Here is a 16,657-nt window from a genome sequence, read left to right on the forward strand (position 1 = left end):
AGATTAAAACATGCGCCAACGCATGGCCTTACTGTTATTCTTTTTATGAACCCAAGCATAGCGGATTGTTTGTGTGTGCAATACTTGTTTGTTCACGGTTTGTAGAGTGAGCACTAAATCGTTTCGCATGGTGATTTGCTTTTTTAACTCACCTTGCTTTTTGTTGTGCCAACATTGCAGTTTGTTTGCATTAGCAAACAAGCAGGTACTTTTTTCAGTACTGGTTCGCCATGCGACTTCTAGGTCTAGATAACAGGTCTCACCTTGTTTTAGTGTGGTGCATTGCTTTGGTGAGACTGTTAAAGCCTCATGTTGAACGCCATTATTTTGCTCAGCTAAAGTCACTTTTGAACAAATTATTGCTGATAGTAGTAGAGAAGTGCGAAGTATCAAGTTCATCATCTTCTCCTAAAATACGTAATGTAAAGACACGCTAATTCGACTGCCTTTATCACTGCGCCCTTCATTGAATTTCAGAATATTTTGTGAATAAGGACTATCGACAATGCTATCAGCGTAATCGGTGTAACTTAAAAAACCTTCGACTAGCCAATTTTCGGAAATGGGTTTTTTTACTCCCATTTTATATATAAAGTTGAAGCCTCCATCAGCATTAAAGGTTGGATGATATTTGGCTGACTCTGGAACACCATAATAATAATCAAGTATTTCGTCATTACGGTACTGTAGCCCTACAGAGCTGAAAAAGTGCCAGTTTTGAACATTCCAACTTTTAGCAAGCCAAGCTGCCGCGTAATGCCCCCCGCTGAAATCACTTTTATTAGTATTAATGCCATAAATGAACATAGCATCTAGCCCAGCAATGGTACCCATGGCTCTTAAACCTATGTATGGGGTACTGTTTTTGTTAAAGCTGTCTTCACGATAATTGTAATTGAGCTCGCCATGGGCTGTAGAGAAGATGCTATCAAACTCCCAGTCGCCAACATTAGCGAGGTTATAACCTACAGCAAAGTTGCTCTCGAATTTATCTGAAAAGCCCGGTAACTCAAGGAAAAGGCCATTTTCGAAATAGTAGGCACCTCGCAGACTAAGTCTGCTTTCAAAACCTTCTGATTTATAAAGTCCTTGTTGGTGTTCTAATACAAGGCCAGTTGAAAAGTAACCGCCGGGATCGCGCTTATTACTAAAAGCATCACTCAAATTGGTTGTGCTTGTTTGAACGTTTGCATAGCTAAAAGCACTACATACAACTAAGGGTATGATAAATAACGTTTTCATTGCAATTTCTTATGTTTGTTAATTTGCATTCATGTTAAATCGTGGGAGCGGGATAATCCGTATCAGTTTATCCCAAAATGTATCAACTTGTATCAAAAATACGAACGGCAAGCGAAGGAGGGGATTTTTAATAGCCGTTGATACACTTTGCTACAAATCACTTCATGTCGTTACAGCTCGAAGGTTTTTGTTTGCTTAGTCTAACTGCAATCTTAATTTAGACAGGATAAAACAATGAAAACTAAATCGTATTTTTTTAACTTCACCTGTGTCTCTGCGGCGCTTCTATTAACCGCATGTGGCTCAAGTAATAAAGCCGCTGAAAGTAATGTTCAACCAATAAAACCAGCAGAGCAAAGGTTTGATTATCAAGCTTTGCTCGATAAGGCTGTTGAAGGTGAGATACCTGGAGTCGTACTGTATATTGACTCGCCAACGCTTAAATTTCATGGTGCTGCCGGTGTTGCTGATATTAATGAGCAAACGCCTATGCAACTTGATGCACGGATCCCAAATGGCAGTGCAGGTAAGAAATTGACCGCATTATTGGCGTCCATGTTAGTTAACGACCAATTGTTAGATTTAGACAAACCTATTACCACTTACTTACCGACGGATATCACTTCACGCGTCGCTAATGCAGAAGCAATCACGACTAGGCAAATGCTGCAACATACCGCGGGGTTATTTGATTATTTAAATGAATCTGATGGTGCATTTTATGATGCCGTGCTGAAAGATCCTGACGCATTAAAAACCGATGCATTTGCTATGAGTTTTGTTTATGGCCAAGAGGCGAACTTTAAAGCCGGTAGTGATTGGGCTTATTCTAATACTGGTTATATTTTAACAGGGCTTATCTTTGATGAGTTATTGGCAGAGCACCACTCCAAAGCAATGCGACAGCAAATTTTCGAACCATTTGGTCTTAATAGCATGAGTTATGGTGGGGTTGAGAAAGAGTATGCAAACATCAACTCAGGATACTTTTTAAATGATGGTGAGCTAATAGATACCAAACCTTATTACGAAAATATTGGTGTTGCTGATGCACCAGTTGTTGGCACTGCAAAAGATATGGCAGATCTACTGAGCATAATTGTGAGCGGTGAGCATCTAAATTCGGCATCTTATGATTTGATGCTGGCGGAAAGCAGTTTCATAAATACTCATTTAGATGGTTTGCAGTACAGTTATGGCCTATTTAAAGAAATAATTAATGGTAAAGAAGTTATCCACCATCATGGTTCAGAATTGGGATATGCAACATACAACTTTCATATTAAAGAGACTGACACTACGGCTGCTTTCATCGTTAATTGTAACGGTTACACTCGTTGTGATAACGCTCACAATAAGCTTTATGAGCAAATATTGGTTGAACTAATAAATTAAATGACTAAAAAATGGGTGAACCACTTTAATGATTCACCCATTGACTCGCTAATAAAAGCTTCCTTGTCTGCACTCTCAAGGGAAAGTCAACAAGAAGGGAGATGAGAAACCCAACTGTTAATACGTCTACGTCAAAAAATAGTTCAATCTAAGTTGTCTAAATCATCGAACAGGTAATCTAAGCCATGTTGGGATTCAATTTGTGCCAGTTCATGGGCACTATCTAGATCTCGTTGCTTCTTTCTTAACCTGCTGAGAATTTCGTCTTTGTCATGGTTGCCTAGTTGTTTTAAGGCTGAGATATCAAATTCATCATCATGCATCGCAATCACCTCTATGAGTAACATCACTTTTCAATGAAGCATACTTAGCCATAAGGACTTGTATAAAATGACCTGGTTAAACTTTTAGGCCTTTCAGTAATTATTGAACGTTGTTTGTTCGAGTTTGGTTCAGTTTTAAGCAAGCACTATTTACAGAGAATTAAAGTTGATCTGATCATGCTTAGAAACGTATTTATGCCTTTATCTAGGAGGGTGACAATGTTTGGTTTGTTTAAAAGAAATCCGAAAAAGAAAATGCGCAAAGAGTATGACGCGTTATTAGAGAAGGCGATGCATGCCCAGCGTAATGGTGACATCAGAACCTATTCTATGTTAACCGCCGAGGCTGAAAGCTTATGGGCTGAAATAGAAAAGCTACCAGATTAAAATAAAAAGAACTTAGCTATAAATCTACTTTTAAGGTCAAATCTTGTTTCTATTTTGCCAGCAGGCAATTAGCTGTAATCTAGCTGCTGGCTATTGTAAATAAACGAGTTCAGCTAATTCTTTAATTATTGACTGATTCGAGTGAATTACTGTTTTGAATGTATTCATGCACTTGATTAACAGTTGCTAACCAAAAGCCATTCTTAGGATCTTTTAAATATTTAAGCAACTTTTCAAGAGCTTGTTCATCAACAGTGTATAGGCCTTTTTTACCAACTTCGTGGCCGGCTAATACAATCCAAGCGTTTTCAAACTTTGCCAGTTCTAAGTACATCTTTATTTCTGCAAATGTTTTTCCATCCATACTAAATGCGCGAATTTGCGCAGGATCATAATAAAGAGGGTCATTCGCTGTTTCATCGTTCCATGTTCTGCCATAAGCAAATGTTTCGGCGATGAGTGGCACGTAACTTTTCACATCTTTACCGCGCCCGACAAAGGTTTGGCCACAAGGGTAAGCGAAGCCTTTAGGCGCAACACCAGTATGTTTTTTTATGTATTGTTGTGCGTTAGCAATGTCTTCTTTTAGAAAGCCTAAATCAACTTGTTCAAGACCCTTATCTTGTTGTCTAAGCCAACGAAAATTACCTGTGCATAAATGGTTTGAAGTGTGATTCGCGATTTCGTGGCCTTTCTGTGCGGCGGCTTTCCAAAGCGACTCTTTGCCTTGCATATGGTAAGGCATTAAGTAAAAAGTTGCTTTAACATCATGTTTATTAAGAATAGGTATACCTACATCGACTTGTGATTTTCTGGCGTCGTCAAAGCTGAGGCTTATCGCATGCTTTGCATTATTTGGATAAAAAGCAAAGCTTAGAGAAGAAGTTAGTGTACAAAAAAGTAGAGTCATACAGCTCAAATATTTCATGTAAAACAGATCCTTTTATTAAATGAATAAATAACTTATAGGTACGAGTTCTTTGGAGCAAGAAAAAAGCGTTTAGGTAACTTGAATAATTTTTAACTAGCGAGCACAGAAAATGCTTATTTTGTTGCTAAAAGTAAAATAATCTTTTCTATACTTAACAGATCAAGTAAGTAATTGGTGAAAAGAGGTAAATATAAAAGTGAGTATTCTCAGTCATGACTTCTTTTCAATAGAGCAGAAAAAAGTTGCTATATTAAGCAGCGTTGCTTGGTACTGTTTGTATTTGCACGTTGGCCTCTTGCTATTCTTTGCTTATATCGATGCGTATTGGCTGTCAGGTTTAAATGTTTTAAGTGTCATTTGTTGGGCTATTTCTCTAAATTGCTTTTCTAAAGGTTTGCTTGCTTGTGCGCTTCAGCTTATTTGCTTAGAAGTCCTAGTACACTCTGTTGCAGTGTGTCTAACATTTGGCATAGAGTTAGGCTTTCATTATTACTTGTGGGCAATTGCTTGCATTTTATTAGTTGAACAGTCTATTCCTTTATTTCGATCCGTTTCATTTGCTATCACTATGATGTTGGTGTTTGGTATTTTAGTGACGATTGATTTCCCAAATTTGAGTGAATTTCCTTACCCCCATTTATTACCTTATATTCATTTTTCTAATGTCATGATAAGTGGTCTACCCATGATTTATGCCCTGGCATCTTTAAGAGAAATGAGCATTCAGTCACGGGAAGAGTTGACTTTAATGGCAAGCAAGGATGCTTTAACAGGATTGCATAATCGACGCTTTGCACAAAAGCATTTAAGTTGTCCAAACTGGTTTGAAAGCTATGGCAATGACACTGTATTTGTTGTTATGGCAGATATTGATCATTTCAAACGTATTAATGACAGGTTTGGCCATGAAAGAGGTGACGATGTTTTACGTATCGTCTCAGGCATATTTATTGATTGTTTTGAACAGCCGAATTTGGCGATCCGTTGGGGGGAGAAGAATTTTTATTAATTGTGCATGAAAATGATAAGCATACAGTTCAACGCTTTATAGATTTGATCACCGCACTTTTGCAGCAACATAAAGTCAGCCGTGAACAGTTAAAGGTGACACTTAGCTTTGGTGTAGCAAAATGGCAACAGGATATGAATTTTGAAACCGCAGTGTCTCGGGCAGATCAAGCCCTTTATGAAAGCAAACGCTTAGGTAGAGATAGAGTCACTTATTTCGATTGAACAATTACTCAAACATTTTCTAACACTTCACAACATCTCTCTCACAGAACCTGGATGTAATCGTTGTCATACTTAAACTCAGTCGGATAAGGAACGGGGTAAACTTGACATGAACGCACGCACACAATTAATTTTTATTTCTTCACTCACTATGGCTGTTTTATCTGGCTGTACGGCTACAGAGTCATCACGAGTCATTCAACCGGTAACAGTGAATCAGCCTTTAGAGCAATATCAGGGCGAAAAAGTAAAGGTGTCACTTGGTGATATTCAAAATAGCTCAACCTACCACAATGGTATTTTTTCATCAGGTGAAGATCGATTAGGAACGCAAGCAAAAACCATTCTTAAAACCCACTTACAGCAATCACAAAGATTCAGTGTTTTAGATAGAAGTAACTTATCGGCTTTAAGCCAAGAAGCGCAGTTTGCTGATGCAAAACAAAATATTCAAGGAGCACGCTATGTGCTAACAGGTGGCGTTACCGAGTTTGGCAGAAGGCAAGAAGGGGACCGTCAGTTATTTGGTATTTTGGGTAAAGGAAAGTCACAAATAGCTTATGCAAAAGTGAGCTTAAATGTTGTTGATGTAAAGACTTCTGAAGTTGTTTATTCAGTGCAAGGAGCGGGTGAATATAGCTTGTCTAACCGTGAGGTAATTGGATTTGGCAGTACCGCCAGTTATGACGCGACACTCAATGGTAAGGTGTTAGATTTAGCGGTGCGTGAAGCCGTTAATCAGTTAATTGAGAACATCAATCAACTTTAAACTGGAAGCATGGATATGAAGAAGCGCTTTTTATTTGCTCTACTGAATTGCTTTGTCATATTAGTGGGCTGTGAGTCGACTCAGCCCCTTTATTACCACGGTAATTATAATCAAGCTTTGTATAACCATTTCAAAGGTAACGCTAAACCTTTAGCAGAACAAATTGCAGAGTTTGAATACTTAATCCAGCAGTCAAAAACACAGTCTAAACAAGTCGCACCAGGCATTTATGCACATTTAGGCTATTTATACCTTCAACTGGGGAATGACAAAAAAGGCCTACACTACTGGCAATTAGAAAAGCGATATTTTCCAGAGTCACAAGCATACATTAACTTTTTGGAAAAGAAGGTAAAAGGTGCTAAGCAATGAGATACTTAAACACATTGATACTATTAGTCATGGTGTTTTGTGCACAGGGTTGTGTAACAAACAAAGCAATCCATGATTACAACGCATTTAAACAAAGTGACCCTAAGTCAATTTTAGTTGTACCACCAATAAATCATTCATATGAGTTAGATGCAGCCGCAGCAATCAAAGCAAATGTAACACGACCTTTGGCAGAAGCGGGTTATTATGTTTTTCCCATGGCTTTAGTTTCAGATACATTTACGCAAAATGGCTACACCATTGCAGAAGAGATTCATCAATTAGAACCTAGCCAATTGTATGAAGTGTTTGCTGCTGATACTGCTCTTTATATTGAAATTCAGCAATATGGTACTGCTTACTCTGTGTTAGCTAGCGATACTGTTGTGAGTTTATCGGCTAGATTAGTTGATCTGAAAACAGGGGAATTGCTATGGCAAGGCCGTGCTCAAGCCGCATCTAGTGAACAGCGAAATGAAGATGATAATGGGCTGGCAGAAATGCTGTTTTCAGCGGTTGTCAATCAAGTTCTAGATAGTGCCTTTGATGTGGGTTTTGATATGTCAAAAAAGGCAACAAATAGACTTTTATCTATCAATAAACATGATGGGATATTACCTGGACCAAAGTCGCTTAAATATCATAAAAAATCAAGTGTTCAATAAATATATGAAGTTAAGGTCATTTCCAAAAGTGGATAACAAATTATTTGAATTCAGCATCAATTTTGGTGAACTCGCAAGTACAGGTGGTTGATACATCTATTAAAAAGGGGGTGATCAGTGTTGTGTATTAAGGTACTAAAGTGGTCGCAGTCATTGAGCATTTATATCATCAGCAAGTGGCTGAGTTGAGCAAAAGTGTTGAGCTTGTGTTACTCACAAATCAAGATACCGATTTCCTTTTGATTTATAAGTCGTCATAGCAAACTTTGTGGTTTTTAAAGCTGAATTACTACTGGAACTAAATTGAAGTTTTCTAATGATTAAGGTTACCAATCAAATGGTAACCTTAATCTACTAATGGATTAGCAGATTTTCGTCATACCACAATAGCGGCAAGAATAAGCATCGTCACAAGTAAAGTCACTCAAACATGCTACATAACTCGCACCACCTACTTGAGGTGTAACTTCAGCAGGTAAAGTAGCTTTATCTTTTGTTAATGATTTTACTTTTTTCTTATTTAATTTTAGTTTCATTACTATTTCCTTATTAATTAAGCCGTTAGGCAAAAATACATTATCGATTAAACAATAGGCTGTCAATAATGGTGCTCATTCTAACTATTAATTCTTTTTAATTTCCGACTAAATTCAGAAGCTTTATGTGCAGTTATATTTTCCTTATAAACAAAATACCCAAGCGAAGCTGCGCTTAACACCGCGCCTAAAGCGCCAGTGATAATACTCAATTCTCGCAAAAATACATTCCAATCAACTTGGGCAATCACTAGGCTTTGATACACCATCACGCCGACTGTGCCTAAATATCCGAATGAGTCAGCGAGGTAAGTTAAAAAACCAACGTTAGCAGGGCGATTAAATGTTGCAATCAAGCGCTCGAATAGCGTGGTCGAGAAAGGCACGTAGGCGAGGTAGAGGCCAATGCCATTTAACACCATCCAATAAATAGGACTCAACATTCCCTGTTGATAGGCGAGCGAGCTTAATAAGGTGATTGTGAATCCGGCAAAAATGAGTAAATGATTAATTACCATTGCAAGGTGGTTGTCTTTAATCAGTTTGAGTAGAGCCACAATGACGAGCACCACCAGTGCAATCGGTAATTCGGTAAGTGTAAAAAGAGCTGGGGCGCCATCAAGGCCAGTTGCTAGCCAGACATCGGCGGCGAAACTATCGCGTAAATCTCTCAGCACGGTGAGCAGAACATATCCTATGATCAATAACGTGAGGCCAAAACCAAGTAACTGGAGTAACTCTTTACGGCTTTCTTTGGTCATGGGCACACGGGCGCAGCGCTGGGCGGTATCAGCTTGATTAGGAGGAGGGAGTTGATCAAGCATCCACACAGACAATGCCAACAGAGGTAAAAAAAGACTGGCAGTAACAAATGGCATCCATAACTCAGTTACACCGTAGCCCATCATTAAATAGCTGCCTACGGTTTTTACCAACCCTGAGGCAACAATAAAGCTTGTGCATAGCCCTGCTGCTAATATTTCCGTGACTCTTCGCCCTTCTAAATAACTAAATACGATACCCCATACCATGCCAAGCGGTAGGCCATTTAATAGCATAAAAGCTGCGTTGTAAGGCTGTGGGGTAAGCGCAAAACCGAGCAGAGCAAGCCAAGCGATAACCACTAAAGTGATGATGGCTTTGGCTCTACCGTGACTTTGTAATTCAGAGATGACTTTAATGCCAATGAATTTAGAGAGCGCATAACCAAAAATTTGTGCCGTTAAATAAAGCGTTTTAAGTGATAGGCCTAACAGTGAGGTGTCGGCATATAAACCAACAGCGACAGGTTTGCGAAAACCATACATAAACGCATAGGTGCTACAGGCTGCAATAATGGCGTAGATGCAAAACAACAGGGTATTACTGCTGAGTTTATGTTTTATCTTGCCGCTAAGCTCACAGAGCATATGACACACCTTCTAAAAATGCGCCAGTTTGGTACGAACCAAACTAGCTAGAGTAGATGCTCAGTGTAGGGGCTTTATATTGCAGTAGTTTTACAATCTTTTTGTCGCGTTGAACAAATCGAGTGTGCTAACTCAGGATAATTAAAATTGAAGTTTGGCTTTGTTTTCAATCATTAAAGCATCATGGCGCCAAAATTCTCGGTCGAACTCAAAGGCCGTGCCTTGTTGATCTCTAACGATACGAGTGACTTTTAAGCCCAGAGCACCGTCGTAGGTGTCTAAGTGCTGTGCAATAGGATTGAACAAGCAACAAGACTCCACCGAGATATCGTAAAGCACCTTGTGATGTTGGTAGGTGTTTTTAAGTAACATGCTGATAGACAGTGATAAATCATGCTTGTCTATGTTAGGTAAATGCTTGTTACTAAAGTTTAGGTCTTCGACAACCACAGCGCGACCATCCACAGAGCGCACACGTAAAATGCTGGTTAGACTGGCTCTGCCATCGAGTTCAAGCGCTGTGGCTATCTCTTTACAGGGCTTTTGTTTTCTCTGCTCAAGTAGTACGGTACTTGGCTGAAATCCTTGCGCCGTGGTGTATTGTAAGAATGAGGCATGCTGCATGGGATCGTATTTTAATTTTCTAGGGCAGACATACCAACCACTGCGGTTTTTACGGTAAATAAGTCCCATATTTTCTAATTGCCCGAGCGCCTGTCTAAGTGTTGAGCGGGCAATATCAAACGTCGCACAGAGCTCTCTTTCTGAAGGCAAACTGCCTGTTAATTGCTGCTCTATAATTTGTTTGGTTAGTGCTTCACGCACTTGGGCGTAGGCAAAACTTTGGGTACTCATTTAAGGTTTTAATTCGCAAATTCACTTGGTTTATTTATTGGTATCACATCAGTCAAAGCTGAACAAGCGCTCACCTAAAAATAGATTTTTTGGTCCGTACCAATTTTTTAAATAATACATATTTCTGTCAAGTCTCTGTAATAATTCACCGATAGTATTTTCGCCGTTCGTTACTTTGGTATGTACCAATTACTTTCGGGAATCATAATGAAAACTTTATACTCTACTGGCATCACTAAACCATCTTTACTGGCGCTTGCCATTGCAAGCGCGTTATCTGCACCTGTTTACGCAGAAGATGACAAAGCAAAGAAAAACCAAGAAATTGAAGAAATCACAGTTGTTGGCAAAAGCGTGTCATACGCTAACAACGCAACGTCAGACGAAATGTTTAAACAACAATCGGCAATGACCAGTGCGATGGCGATGATTGATAATCTACCGGGTGTATTAATCAACGAAGGTGATACATTTGGCTCAGATGATTGGTCAACAACTGTATCAATTCGTGGCTTCCAATTAAGTTTAGATGAGCAGCAAGTAGGTATTACCATTGACGGTATTGCCAATGGTAATTCAAACTACGGCGGTGGTGCTAAGGCAAACCGCTATATTGATACTGAAAATTTAATGGCTGTAGAAGTTTCTCAAGGTACTGCTGACGTAGCATCTCGTTCAAATGAAGCGCTAGGCGGTACGCTTAACTTCACTACAATTGACCCAGGCACAGAAAAGGCGGTCATTGCGAGCTTGTCATTAGGCAACTTTGATGCGCAAAAATATTACATGCGCCTTGAAACCGGCGAAGTATTAGATGACACATATGGCTGGTTCAGTTACTCAAACTCAAGTAACAGTGACTGGATCACAGGTACAGCTGAAAACAAGCGTGACCACTTTGCCGCTAAGTTTGTAAAAGGTATGGACAGCAATCTAGAAATTACCGCTTATCTTTCTTACGATGATGTTCACGAAGATAACTATCAGCGTGTTTCACTAGAAAGTTTCAAACAAAACCCAGAATCAGATGGCTTATTAGGTGAATGGACGGGTATCCCTTACATTGACCAAGTGTATCGTCAAGGTTGGTCAACGCTACGTGAAAACCTATTTGGTTATATCGAAGTGGATACCATGATCGGTGAAGTTGAAGTAACGGCAAATGCTTACTTCCATAAAAACGAAGGTCGAGGTGACTGGGTACCACCTTATCTTGTTGATGTTACTAATGATGGCTCAAAAGGTCACAGTGAACTGGTTTCGGGCAATACGGCACAAGGTGGCAGCTCGCTAGGTAAAATCTACTTTGTTGATGCAGATGGCAAGTCACTGACGCCTATTGCAGGCTGTGAAAGCTCAATCGGCTTCCCTTACGGTGGTGCAGATGCTGAATACGATCCTAACTGTTATGAAGATGGCGCACGTCCTGTGGGTTCTTACCGTAACACGCACTATCAAAAAGATAGATTCGGTATTAACGCAGATCTGACTTGGGAAAAGCAAATTGGTAATAACACCAATGTGGTTCGTGCTGGTATTTGGTATGAAGACTATGAGCGCTCAGAATATCGTGATTGGCACAAAATCATTGACTCTAAGAGCAGCTATGAGTTTGACCATACACCCTATTGGATCCAGTACGACCGTACTTACCCTGTAGAAACCACCATGCTTTATCTTGAAGATTCATTCGAGATGGAAAGTGTTACAGTACGTGCAGGTCTTAAAAAGTATCTTGTTGATTTAGATAGTAAAGACACTTACACAGGCACCACGAAAGCGGTGAACTCAGATTCAGATGTTTTATTGTCAGCAGGTGCCGTATGGTACACCCCAGTAGATGGCCTAGAAGTATTCGCAGGCTATGCTGAAAACTTCGCTGCGATTAAAGACCAAGTGTTAGAGGCAGATGCATCAGCACTTGATAACGTAGAAGCAGAAACTGCTGAAAACATGGACTTTGGTGTGCGTTACGACAATCAAGACTTCAACGCCAGCATTACCCTATACAGCATCGACTTCCAAAACCGCTTAACTTTCATTGCGCCGGGCTCTGACTCTGGCAATGACTACTTGGTTGGCACGAACGGTAGCTACATCAATACCGGTGGTATCGAGTCATCTGGTGTTGAAGCTTCATTAACGTACTACCCAAGCCAAGAGCTATCTGTGTATATGTCTTACACCAGCAACAGCTCAGAATATACGGATGGTACTGTGGGTATTGCAGCAGGCAATACTGTATTTGGCTCAGTAGAAGACATGGCGGTGTTATCGCTTGATTGGCAATCAGAAGTATACTCTGCGGGTATTTCGACAAAATGGCTAGGTGAGCGCTGGATGGATTCAGCCAATACTCAGCGTATCGATGCATACGCGGTGAGTGACTTATATGTAGGCGTTGATTTAGAAAACTTCGACAGTGCCCTAAAAGGCGCATCAATTCGCTTTACGGTCAATAACCTATTCGACAAGAGCTACATGGGCGGCGTAGCCGGTGGTTGGGGCGGCTGGATCGGCGCACCTCGCACAGCAGCGCTGAACTTCCAAACACGCTTTTAATCTCCAAATTGAGTAGTACAGGACGTGCTACTCAGTTTTTTGAAAGAACCTGAACTTTGGGTGAATTAGTTAACAACACAGAGCCTTATTTCATTTTGAATGCGATAAAGGCTCTTTTTGCTTCAAACCATGCGAGTAGACAATGAACAAACTGATTTTAGCTGCGGCAACCCTATGTTCATCAGTGACCTATGCGGCCAGTAATGTGGTGGTCGTCACGATTGATGGGCTACGTTGGCAAGAAGTGTTTTCGGGCGCGGATAGTAAGTTGATTGAACATAAAGACTTTGTCAAAGATCCAGCGCAATTAAAGCAGGCCTATTGGGATGATAATGCGCAAACTCGCCGCGAAAAACTGATGCCGTTTTTATGGCAAACCATCGCCAAACAAGGCGTGGTTGTGGGTAACCGAGAATTGGGTTCTAAAATGTCGGTTACCAATGATTGGTACTTTTCATATCCGGGGTATAACGAAATACTAACAGGTCAGGCTGATCCAGAAATTGACAGCAATGCCCTTGAGAGCAATAAAAATGTGACCTTTTTAGAGTGGCTTAACAACAAGCCTGAATACGGTCAAAAACTTGCGGCGTTTGGCAGTTGGAATGCGTTTCCGTATATTTTCAATGAGCAGCGCAGTGGCTTATATGTCAACGCTACATTTGATAGTTACCATATTCAGCCACAATCAGCCGAGATGACACTATTAAACGAACTTCAGGCGCAAACGCCAAGCCCTTGGCAAAATGTCAGAACAGATAGCTTCACTTATCGCTTCGCTAAGGACTATTTAACCCATATTCAGCCAAAAGCCATGGTAATTTCGCTGGGAGAAACCGATGATTTTGCCCATGAAGGCCATTATGACAGGTATTTGCATGCCACTAAACGCACCGATGCCTATCTTGAGGATTTATGGCACACCATTCAGTCGACACCGGGCTATAGAAACAACACCACGTTATTGATAGTGACAGATCATGGTCGTGGCTATAACGCCGATGATTGGCAACATCATGCCTCTAAAAAAGCGGTATCGGGCTATATGAAGAAGCTCAATCATTTTCAGCAAGGTATTATAGGTGCTGATGAAATTTGGATGGCAGCGATAGGGCCTGACATCAAACCACTTGGCGAATTAAAAGTGCATAAAGAATTCAAACAAGATCAAATTGCGGCAACGGCATTGACCATCTTGGGAGAAAACCCACAACAGTTTAATCCGCACGCGGGTATGGCAATTAAAGAGATCATCAAGTTATGAATTTAAAACAGACACTAGCAACTGCCTTAGTCGCATTGAGCGGTTTTTCGGCCAATGTGATGGCCAATTCACAGGTCGATAAAATTTTATTTGGCTCCTGCAGTCACCAAGATAAAGATATTCCAATCTTCAATGCCATCAACAAAGAGCAAGCAGACTTATTCGTGTTTTTAGGCGACAACGTTTACGGTGACACTGAGAACATGACGGTGCTTAAATCAAAGTACCATAAGTTAGGCATTAAACCGGGCTTTGCTCAGCTACGCGCAAATACGCCTGTGATAGCCATGTGGGATGACCATGATTACGGAGAAAACGATGCGGGCAAAGAGTACCCGTTTAAAGAAGCATCTCGAAAAATTATGCTAGATTTTTGGCAAGAGCCGAAAGACAGCCCGCGCCGCACCCGAGACTCAGGTATTTATACGTCGTATATGTATGGTGAAGAATCACAGCGAGTACAGGTGATCATGCCTGACTTACGTTGGAATCGTCCTGCGCTCAGTTCAATTGGCGAATTTCGTTATTGGTTAAATAGCTTCTTTAACAATGTCGGGCCATATCGTCCTGTTGATGACGCTACTTCTATGTTGGGCGAAGCACAGTGGCAATGGCTAGAGCAAGAGCTATTAAAGCCTGCGAAAGTGAAAGTGATTGCCTCAAGCCTTCAACTTATTCCTGACTTTACTGGTTGGGAAAGTTGGGCGAACTTTCCTGCAGACAGACAACGACTATTCGATTTTATTGAAAAGCATAAAATTGGTGGGGTGATCATGATAAGTGGCGACACTCATTGGGGTGAGCTGTCAAAGTACCAAGCTAAACAAAACTATCCTTTGTGGGAAGTAACCAGCTCGGGACTTACACAAAAATGGAAAGATGTGAGCCCCAATAAACACAGAGTGGGCGAGTCAACGTCGGATGTGAATTATGGTTTTATTGAAATAGATTGGCAGCAAGCAGATCCAAATATTGAGTTTGGGTTAAAAGACATTAACGGCGATGTGACCCACAAGCAAAGCATGCCACTGTCAGCGTTACAGTTTAAATAACACCAAGGAAAACGGTGATATGTTAGTTAGAAAACCAGTTTGGGCGTTGAGCTGTGCCCTTATACTTATCTCAAGTTTATCGGCATGTTCGTTACTTAAAACCTCAGAAAATATAGCTAAGCCAGATACAAATAACTCGCCAAAAATTAAAAATATTATCTTAATGATTGGCGACGGTATGGGACCGCAACAAGTGGGTTTGTTAGAAGAATATGCAACTCGCGCACCGAACTCTATTTACCGAGGTGATAATAGCGCCATTGCTAAGCTGGCAAATCTGGGCGTCACAGGGCTGTCACTGCATGGGCCAGCAGATAAACTGGTGGTGGACTCAGCTTGCTCAGCAACCCAGTTATCAACTGGCGTTGCTGCGGGCAGTGAAATGATAGGCCTGAATCGTGCGGGTCATAAAGTGCCGACGATTTTAGAAAAAGCCAAAGGGCTGGGGAAATCGACGGGGCTGGTATCTGATACCCGTTTAACCCATGCAACGCCTGCAGCATTCGCGGCGCACCTTATTCATCGTTCAATGGAAAATGAGATTGCTGAGCAGATGATCCAATCTGGGGTGGTTGATGTCATGTTATCGGGCGGTTTGCGTCATTTTGTGCCAAAAACTTATGCCTTGCCTGAATACCCCAAGGGCTTTGAAGCAAATTTAAAAGCCAGTGCACTTTCGCTGAAATCAAAGCGTCGAGATGATAAAAACTTATTGGTTAAAGCAAGCAGTAAAGGCTATGAACTTGCGTTTAATAAATCGCAATTACAGCAAGCGCACAGCACAAAGCTGCTGGGACTGTTTGCCAATAGTGCGATGGCCAATGGCATTGATATCTCACATGGACGCTTAAGCAATCAGCCTAGTTTGAGTGATATGACGCAAACCGCCATCAATACCTTGTCGAAAAACGACAAAGGGTTTTTCTTAATGGTCGAAGGAGGTCAGATTGATTGGGCAGGGCATAACAATGATGCAGGCACGTTATTGCACGAAATGATCAAATTCGATAATGCCGTCAATGCTGTATTGGAGTGGGCAAAAGGTCGAGACGACACAATAGTGATAGTAACCGCAGATCACGAAACGGGTGGCTTTGGTTTTAGTTATAGCGGTGCAGACTTACCAAAAGCTGAGCAGTTAAATAATCATAAAAAGGATGTTTATAAGCCAAACTTTAATTTCGGCGAGTTGAGTATTTTAGATAAGTTATATGCTCAGCAAAAAAGCTACTCCGATATTTGGTATGAAGCCAAAGGCAACGCGTTTAAACCCACACCAGAAAAGCTCGTAAAAACAGTCAATAAGTATAGCGAGTTTGCGATCAACCTTGATGATGCAAAGCAAATTTTAGCTGAGCAAAAGAACGCATTTTACCAGCGGGGTCATAAGTCTCTAGGCTTAAAAACAGCCAGTAAAATAAATGACTTCTCGCCGTTTTATGTGTATTTAACTGAGCGCCCGCTCAACTTAATTGGCAGGGCATTGTCGAGTAAACAAAATATCGTCTGGTCAACGGGCACACACACGCATACGCCAGTAGGTGTGTTTGCTCTAGGGCCTGAAGCTTTGACTAAGCAGTTTAATGGTTTGCATACGCATGTTGAGCTTGGCAAAAAAATGCAGCGTCTTTTAACGCATTAGTAGGCTAAGAACTTAAATTT

The 16,657-nt window shown here is 40.8% G+C and carries 16 protein-coding genes and 1 pseudogene; 10 read left to right on the forward strand and 7 right to left on the reverse strand.

All coding sequences use genetic code 11. The features are described from left to right. Positions 1 to 3: 3 nt before the first annotated feature. A complete protein-coding gene (locus ACXAC4_RS03600) occupies positions 4 to 402 on the reverse strand; it encodes a DUF3019 domain-containing protein (protein WP_475159095.1) in 399 nt (132 codons plus the stop codon). A gap of 6 nt (positions 403 to 408) precedes the next feature. After that, entirely contained in the window at positions 409 to 1,242 is an 834-nt protein-coding gene (locus ACXAC4_RS03605) for a MipA/OmpV family protein (protein ID WP_475159098.1), read from the reverse strand. A 234-nt stretch (positions 1,243 to 1,476) separates the two neighbouring features. Here ACXAC4_RS03605 and ACXAC4_RS03610 point away from each other — a divergent pair, with 234 nt between their 5' ends. Further along, positions 1,477 to 2,637 (forward strand): serine hydrolase domain-containing protein, encoded by a 1,161-nt coding sequence (locus ACXAC4_RS03610; protein WP_475159100.1) that lies wholly within the window; start codon positions 1,477 to 1,479, stop codon positions 2,635 to 2,637. A gap of 143 nt (positions 2,638 to 2,780) precedes the next feature. Here the strand turns inward: ACXAC4_RS03610 and ACXAC4_RS03615 are convergent, their stop codons facing one another. After that, the gene (locus ACXAC4_RS03615; RefSeq protein WP_138483640.1) at positions 2,781 to 2,984 is read right to left on the reverse strand and encodes a hypothetical protein; all 204 of its coding nucleotides are present in this window, start codon (positions 2,982 to 2,984) and stop codon (positions 2,781 to 2,783) included. A 195-nt stretch (positions 2,985 to 3,179) separates the two neighbouring features. On the opposite strand from ACXAC4_RS03615, the gene ACXAC4_RS03620 reads away from it, so the two are divergent. Then, positions 3,180 to 3,347 carry a DUF6435 family protein gene (locus ACXAC4_RS03620; RefSeq protein ID WP_138483643.1) on the forward strand — a complete coding sequence of 56 codons (168 nt, stop codon included), beginning with the start codon at positions 3,180 to 3,182 and terminating at the stop codon, positions 3,345 to 3,347. A gap of 121 nt (positions 3,348 to 3,468) precedes the next feature. Here ACXAC4_RS03620 and ACXAC4_RS03625 read toward each other — a convergent pair whose 3' ends face one another. Further along, positions 3,469 to 4,275, reverse strand: coding sequence for a polysaccharide deacetylase family protein (locus ACXAC4_RS03625; protein WP_475159102.1), 807 nt, complete (start codon positions 4,273 to 4,275; stop codon positions 3,469 to 3,471). 751 nt (positions 4,276 to 5,026) lie between these two features. Between ACXAC4_RS03625 and ACXAC4_RS03630 the strand changes: the two are divergent. The 4 genes and pseudogenes from ACXAC4_RS03630 to ACXAC4_RS03645 all read left to right on the forward strand — a co-directional run bounded on the left by ACXAC4_RS03630 (position 5,027) and on the right by ACXAC4_RS03645 (position 7,317). Next, positions 5,027 to 5,511: pseudogene (locus tag ACXAC4_RS03630) on the forward strand (GGDEF domain-containing protein). 109 nt (positions 5,512 to 5,620) lie between these two features. After that, the gene (locus ACXAC4_RS03635) at positions 5,621 to 6,280 is read left to right on the forward strand and encodes a CsgG/HfaB family protein (protein WP_475159103.1); all 660 of its coding nucleotides are present in this window, start codon (positions 5,621 to 5,623) and stop codon (positions 6,278 to 6,280) included. Positions 6,281 to 6,295: 15 nt separating this feature from the next. Continuing rightward, positions 6,296 to 6,652: a DUF4810 domain-containing protein gene (locus ACXAC4_RS03640; RefSeq protein ID WP_475159105.1), complete on the forward strand. Its 357-nt coding sequence runs from the start codon at positions 6,296 to 6,298 to the stop codon at positions 6,650 to 6,652. After that, positions 6,649 to 7,317, forward strand: a complete 669-nt coding sequence (locus tag ACXAC4_RS03645; protein ID WP_475159107.1) for a DUF799 domain-containing protein — start codon at positions 6,649 to 6,651, stop codon at positions 7,315 to 7,317. Before ACXAC4_RS03640 ends, ACXAC4_RS03645 begins: the two co-directional genes overlap by 4 nt. A gap of 362 nt (positions 7,318 to 7,679) precedes the next feature. Here the strand turns inward: ACXAC4_RS03645 and ACXAC4_RS03650 are convergent, their stop codons facing one another. The 3 genes from ACXAC4_RS03650 to ACXAC4_RS03660 all read right to left on the reverse strand — a co-directional run bounded on the left by ACXAC4_RS03650 (position 7,680) and on the right by ACXAC4_RS03660 (position 10,117). Continuing rightward, complete coding sequence (locus ACXAC4_RS03650; RefSeq protein WP_475159109.1) at positions 7,680 to 7,853, reverse strand: hypothetical protein; 174 nt, start codon at positions 7,851 to 7,853, stop codon at positions 7,680 to 7,682. Between the two features lie 80 nt (positions 7,854 to 7,933). Next, on the reverse strand, positions 7,934 to 9,262 hold the full coding sequence (locus ACXAC4_RS03655) for a DUF5690 family protein (protein ID WP_475159112.1): 1,329 nt from the start codon (positions 9,260 to 9,262) through the stop codon (positions 7,934 to 7,936). A 141-nt stretch (positions 9,263 to 9,403) separates the two neighbouring features. After that, positions 9,404 to 10,117, reverse strand: a complete 714-nt coding sequence (locus ACXAC4_RS03660) for a UTRA domain-containing protein (protein ID WP_475159114.1) — start codon at positions 10,115 to 10,117, stop codon at positions 9,404 to 9,406. 207 nt (positions 10,118 to 10,324) lie between these two features. Here ACXAC4_RS03660 and ACXAC4_RS03665 point away from each other — a divergent pair, with 207 nt between their 5' ends. The 4 genes from ACXAC4_RS03665 (at position 10,325) to ACXAC4_RS03680 (ending at position 16,637) form a co-directional block, all read left to right on the forward strand. Beyond that, complete coding sequence (locus tag ACXAC4_RS03665) at positions 10,325 to 12,679, forward strand: TonB-dependent receptor domain-containing protein (RefSeq protein ID WP_475159116.1); 2,355 nt, start codon at positions 10,325 to 10,327, stop codon at positions 12,677 to 12,679. 142 nt (positions 12,680 to 12,821) lie between these two features. Next, on the forward strand, positions 12,822 to 13,943 hold the full coding sequence (locus ACXAC4_RS03670; protein WP_475159117.1) for a phosphoglyceromutase: 1,122 nt from the start codon (positions 12,822 to 12,824) through the stop codon (positions 13,941 to 13,943). Next, positions 13,940 to 14,995 (forward strand): alkaline phosphatase D family protein, encoded by a 1,056-nt coding sequence (locus ACXAC4_RS03675; protein ID WP_475159119.1) that lies wholly within the window; start codon positions 13,940 to 13,942, stop codon positions 14,993 to 14,995. The genes ACXAC4_RS03670 and ACXAC4_RS03675 overlap by 4 nt, the downstream gene beginning before the upstream one ends. A 19-nt stretch (positions 14,996 to 15,014) precedes the next feature. Beyond that, entirely contained in the window at positions 15,015 to 16,637 is a 1,623-nt protein-coding gene (locus ACXAC4_RS03680; protein WP_475159121.1) for an alkaline phosphatase, read from the forward strand. The last annotated feature ends 20 nt before the right edge of the window (positions 16,638 to 16,657 follow it).

It is taken from the genome of Pseudoalteromonas sp. AWM4_233, from assembly GCF_056158285.1.

Excerpts from the sequence above, each read along its gene's own strand:
- ACXAC4_RS03670 (WP_475159117.1), top strand. The coding sequence starts at position 12,822 with ATGAACAAACTGATTTTAGCTGCGGCAACCCTATGTTCATCAGTGACC.
- ACXAC4_RS03660 (WP_475159114.1), bottom strand. The coding sequence starts at position 10,117 with ATGAGTACCCAAAGTTTTGCCTACGCCCAAGTGCGTGAAGCACTAACC.
- ACXAC4_RS03665 (WP_475159116.1), top strand. The coding sequence starts at position 10,325 with ATGAAAACTTTATACTCTACTGGCATCACTAAACCATCTTTACTGGCG.
- ACXAC4_RS03615 (WP_138483640.1), bottom strand. The coding sequence starts at position 2,984 with ATGTTACTCATAGAGGTGATTGCGATGCATGATGATGAATTTGATATC.
- ACXAC4_RS03680 (WP_475159121.1), top strand. The coding sequence starts at position 15,015 with ATGTTAGTTAGAAAACCAGTTTGGGCGTTGAGCTGTGCCCTTATACTT.
- ACXAC4_RS03650 (WP_475159109.1), bottom strand. The coding sequence starts at position 7,853 with ATGAAACTAAAATTAAATAAGAAAAAAGTAAAATCATTAACAAAAGAT.
- ACXAC4_RS03640 (WP_475159105.1), top strand. The coding sequence starts at position 6,296 with ATGAAGAAGCGCTTTTTATTTGCTCTACTGAATTGCTTTGTCATATTA.
- ACXAC4_RS03610 (WP_475159100.1), top strand. The coding sequence starts at position 1,477 with ATGAAAACTAAATCGTATTTTTTTAACTTCACCTGTGTCTCTGCGGCG.
- ACXAC4_RS03600 (WP_475159095.1), bottom strand. The coding sequence starts at position 402 with ATGATGAACTTGATACTTCGCACTTCTCTACTACTATCAGCAATAATT.
- ACXAC4_RS03605 (WP_475159098.1), bottom strand. The coding sequence starts at position 1,242 with ATGAAAACGTTATTTATCATACCCTTAGTTGTATGTAGTGCTTTTAGC.
- ACXAC4_RS03625 (WP_475159102.1), bottom strand. The coding sequence starts at position 4,275 with ATGAAATATTTGAGCTGTATGACTCTACTTTTTTGTACACTAACTTCT.
- ACXAC4_RS03635 (WP_475159103.1), top strand. The coding sequence starts at position 5,621 with ATGAACGCACGCACACAATTAATTTTTATTTCTTCACTCACTATGGCT.
- ACXAC4_RS03645 (WP_475159107.1), top strand. The coding sequence starts at position 6,649 with ATGAGATACTTAAACACATTGATACTATTAGTCATGGTGTTTTGTGCA.
- ACXAC4_RS03675 (WP_475159119.1), top strand. The coding sequence starts at position 13,940 with ATGAATTTAAAACAGACACTAGCAACTGCCTTAGTCGCATTGAGCGGT.
- ACXAC4_RS03655 (WP_475159112.1), bottom strand. The coding sequence starts at position 9,262 with ATGCTCTGTGAGCTTAGCGGCAAGATAAAACATAAACTCAGCAGTAAT.
- ACXAC4_RS03620 (WP_138483643.1), top strand. The coding sequence starts at position 3,180 with ATGTTTGGTTTGTTTAAAAGAAATCCGAAAAAGAAAATGCGCAAAGAG.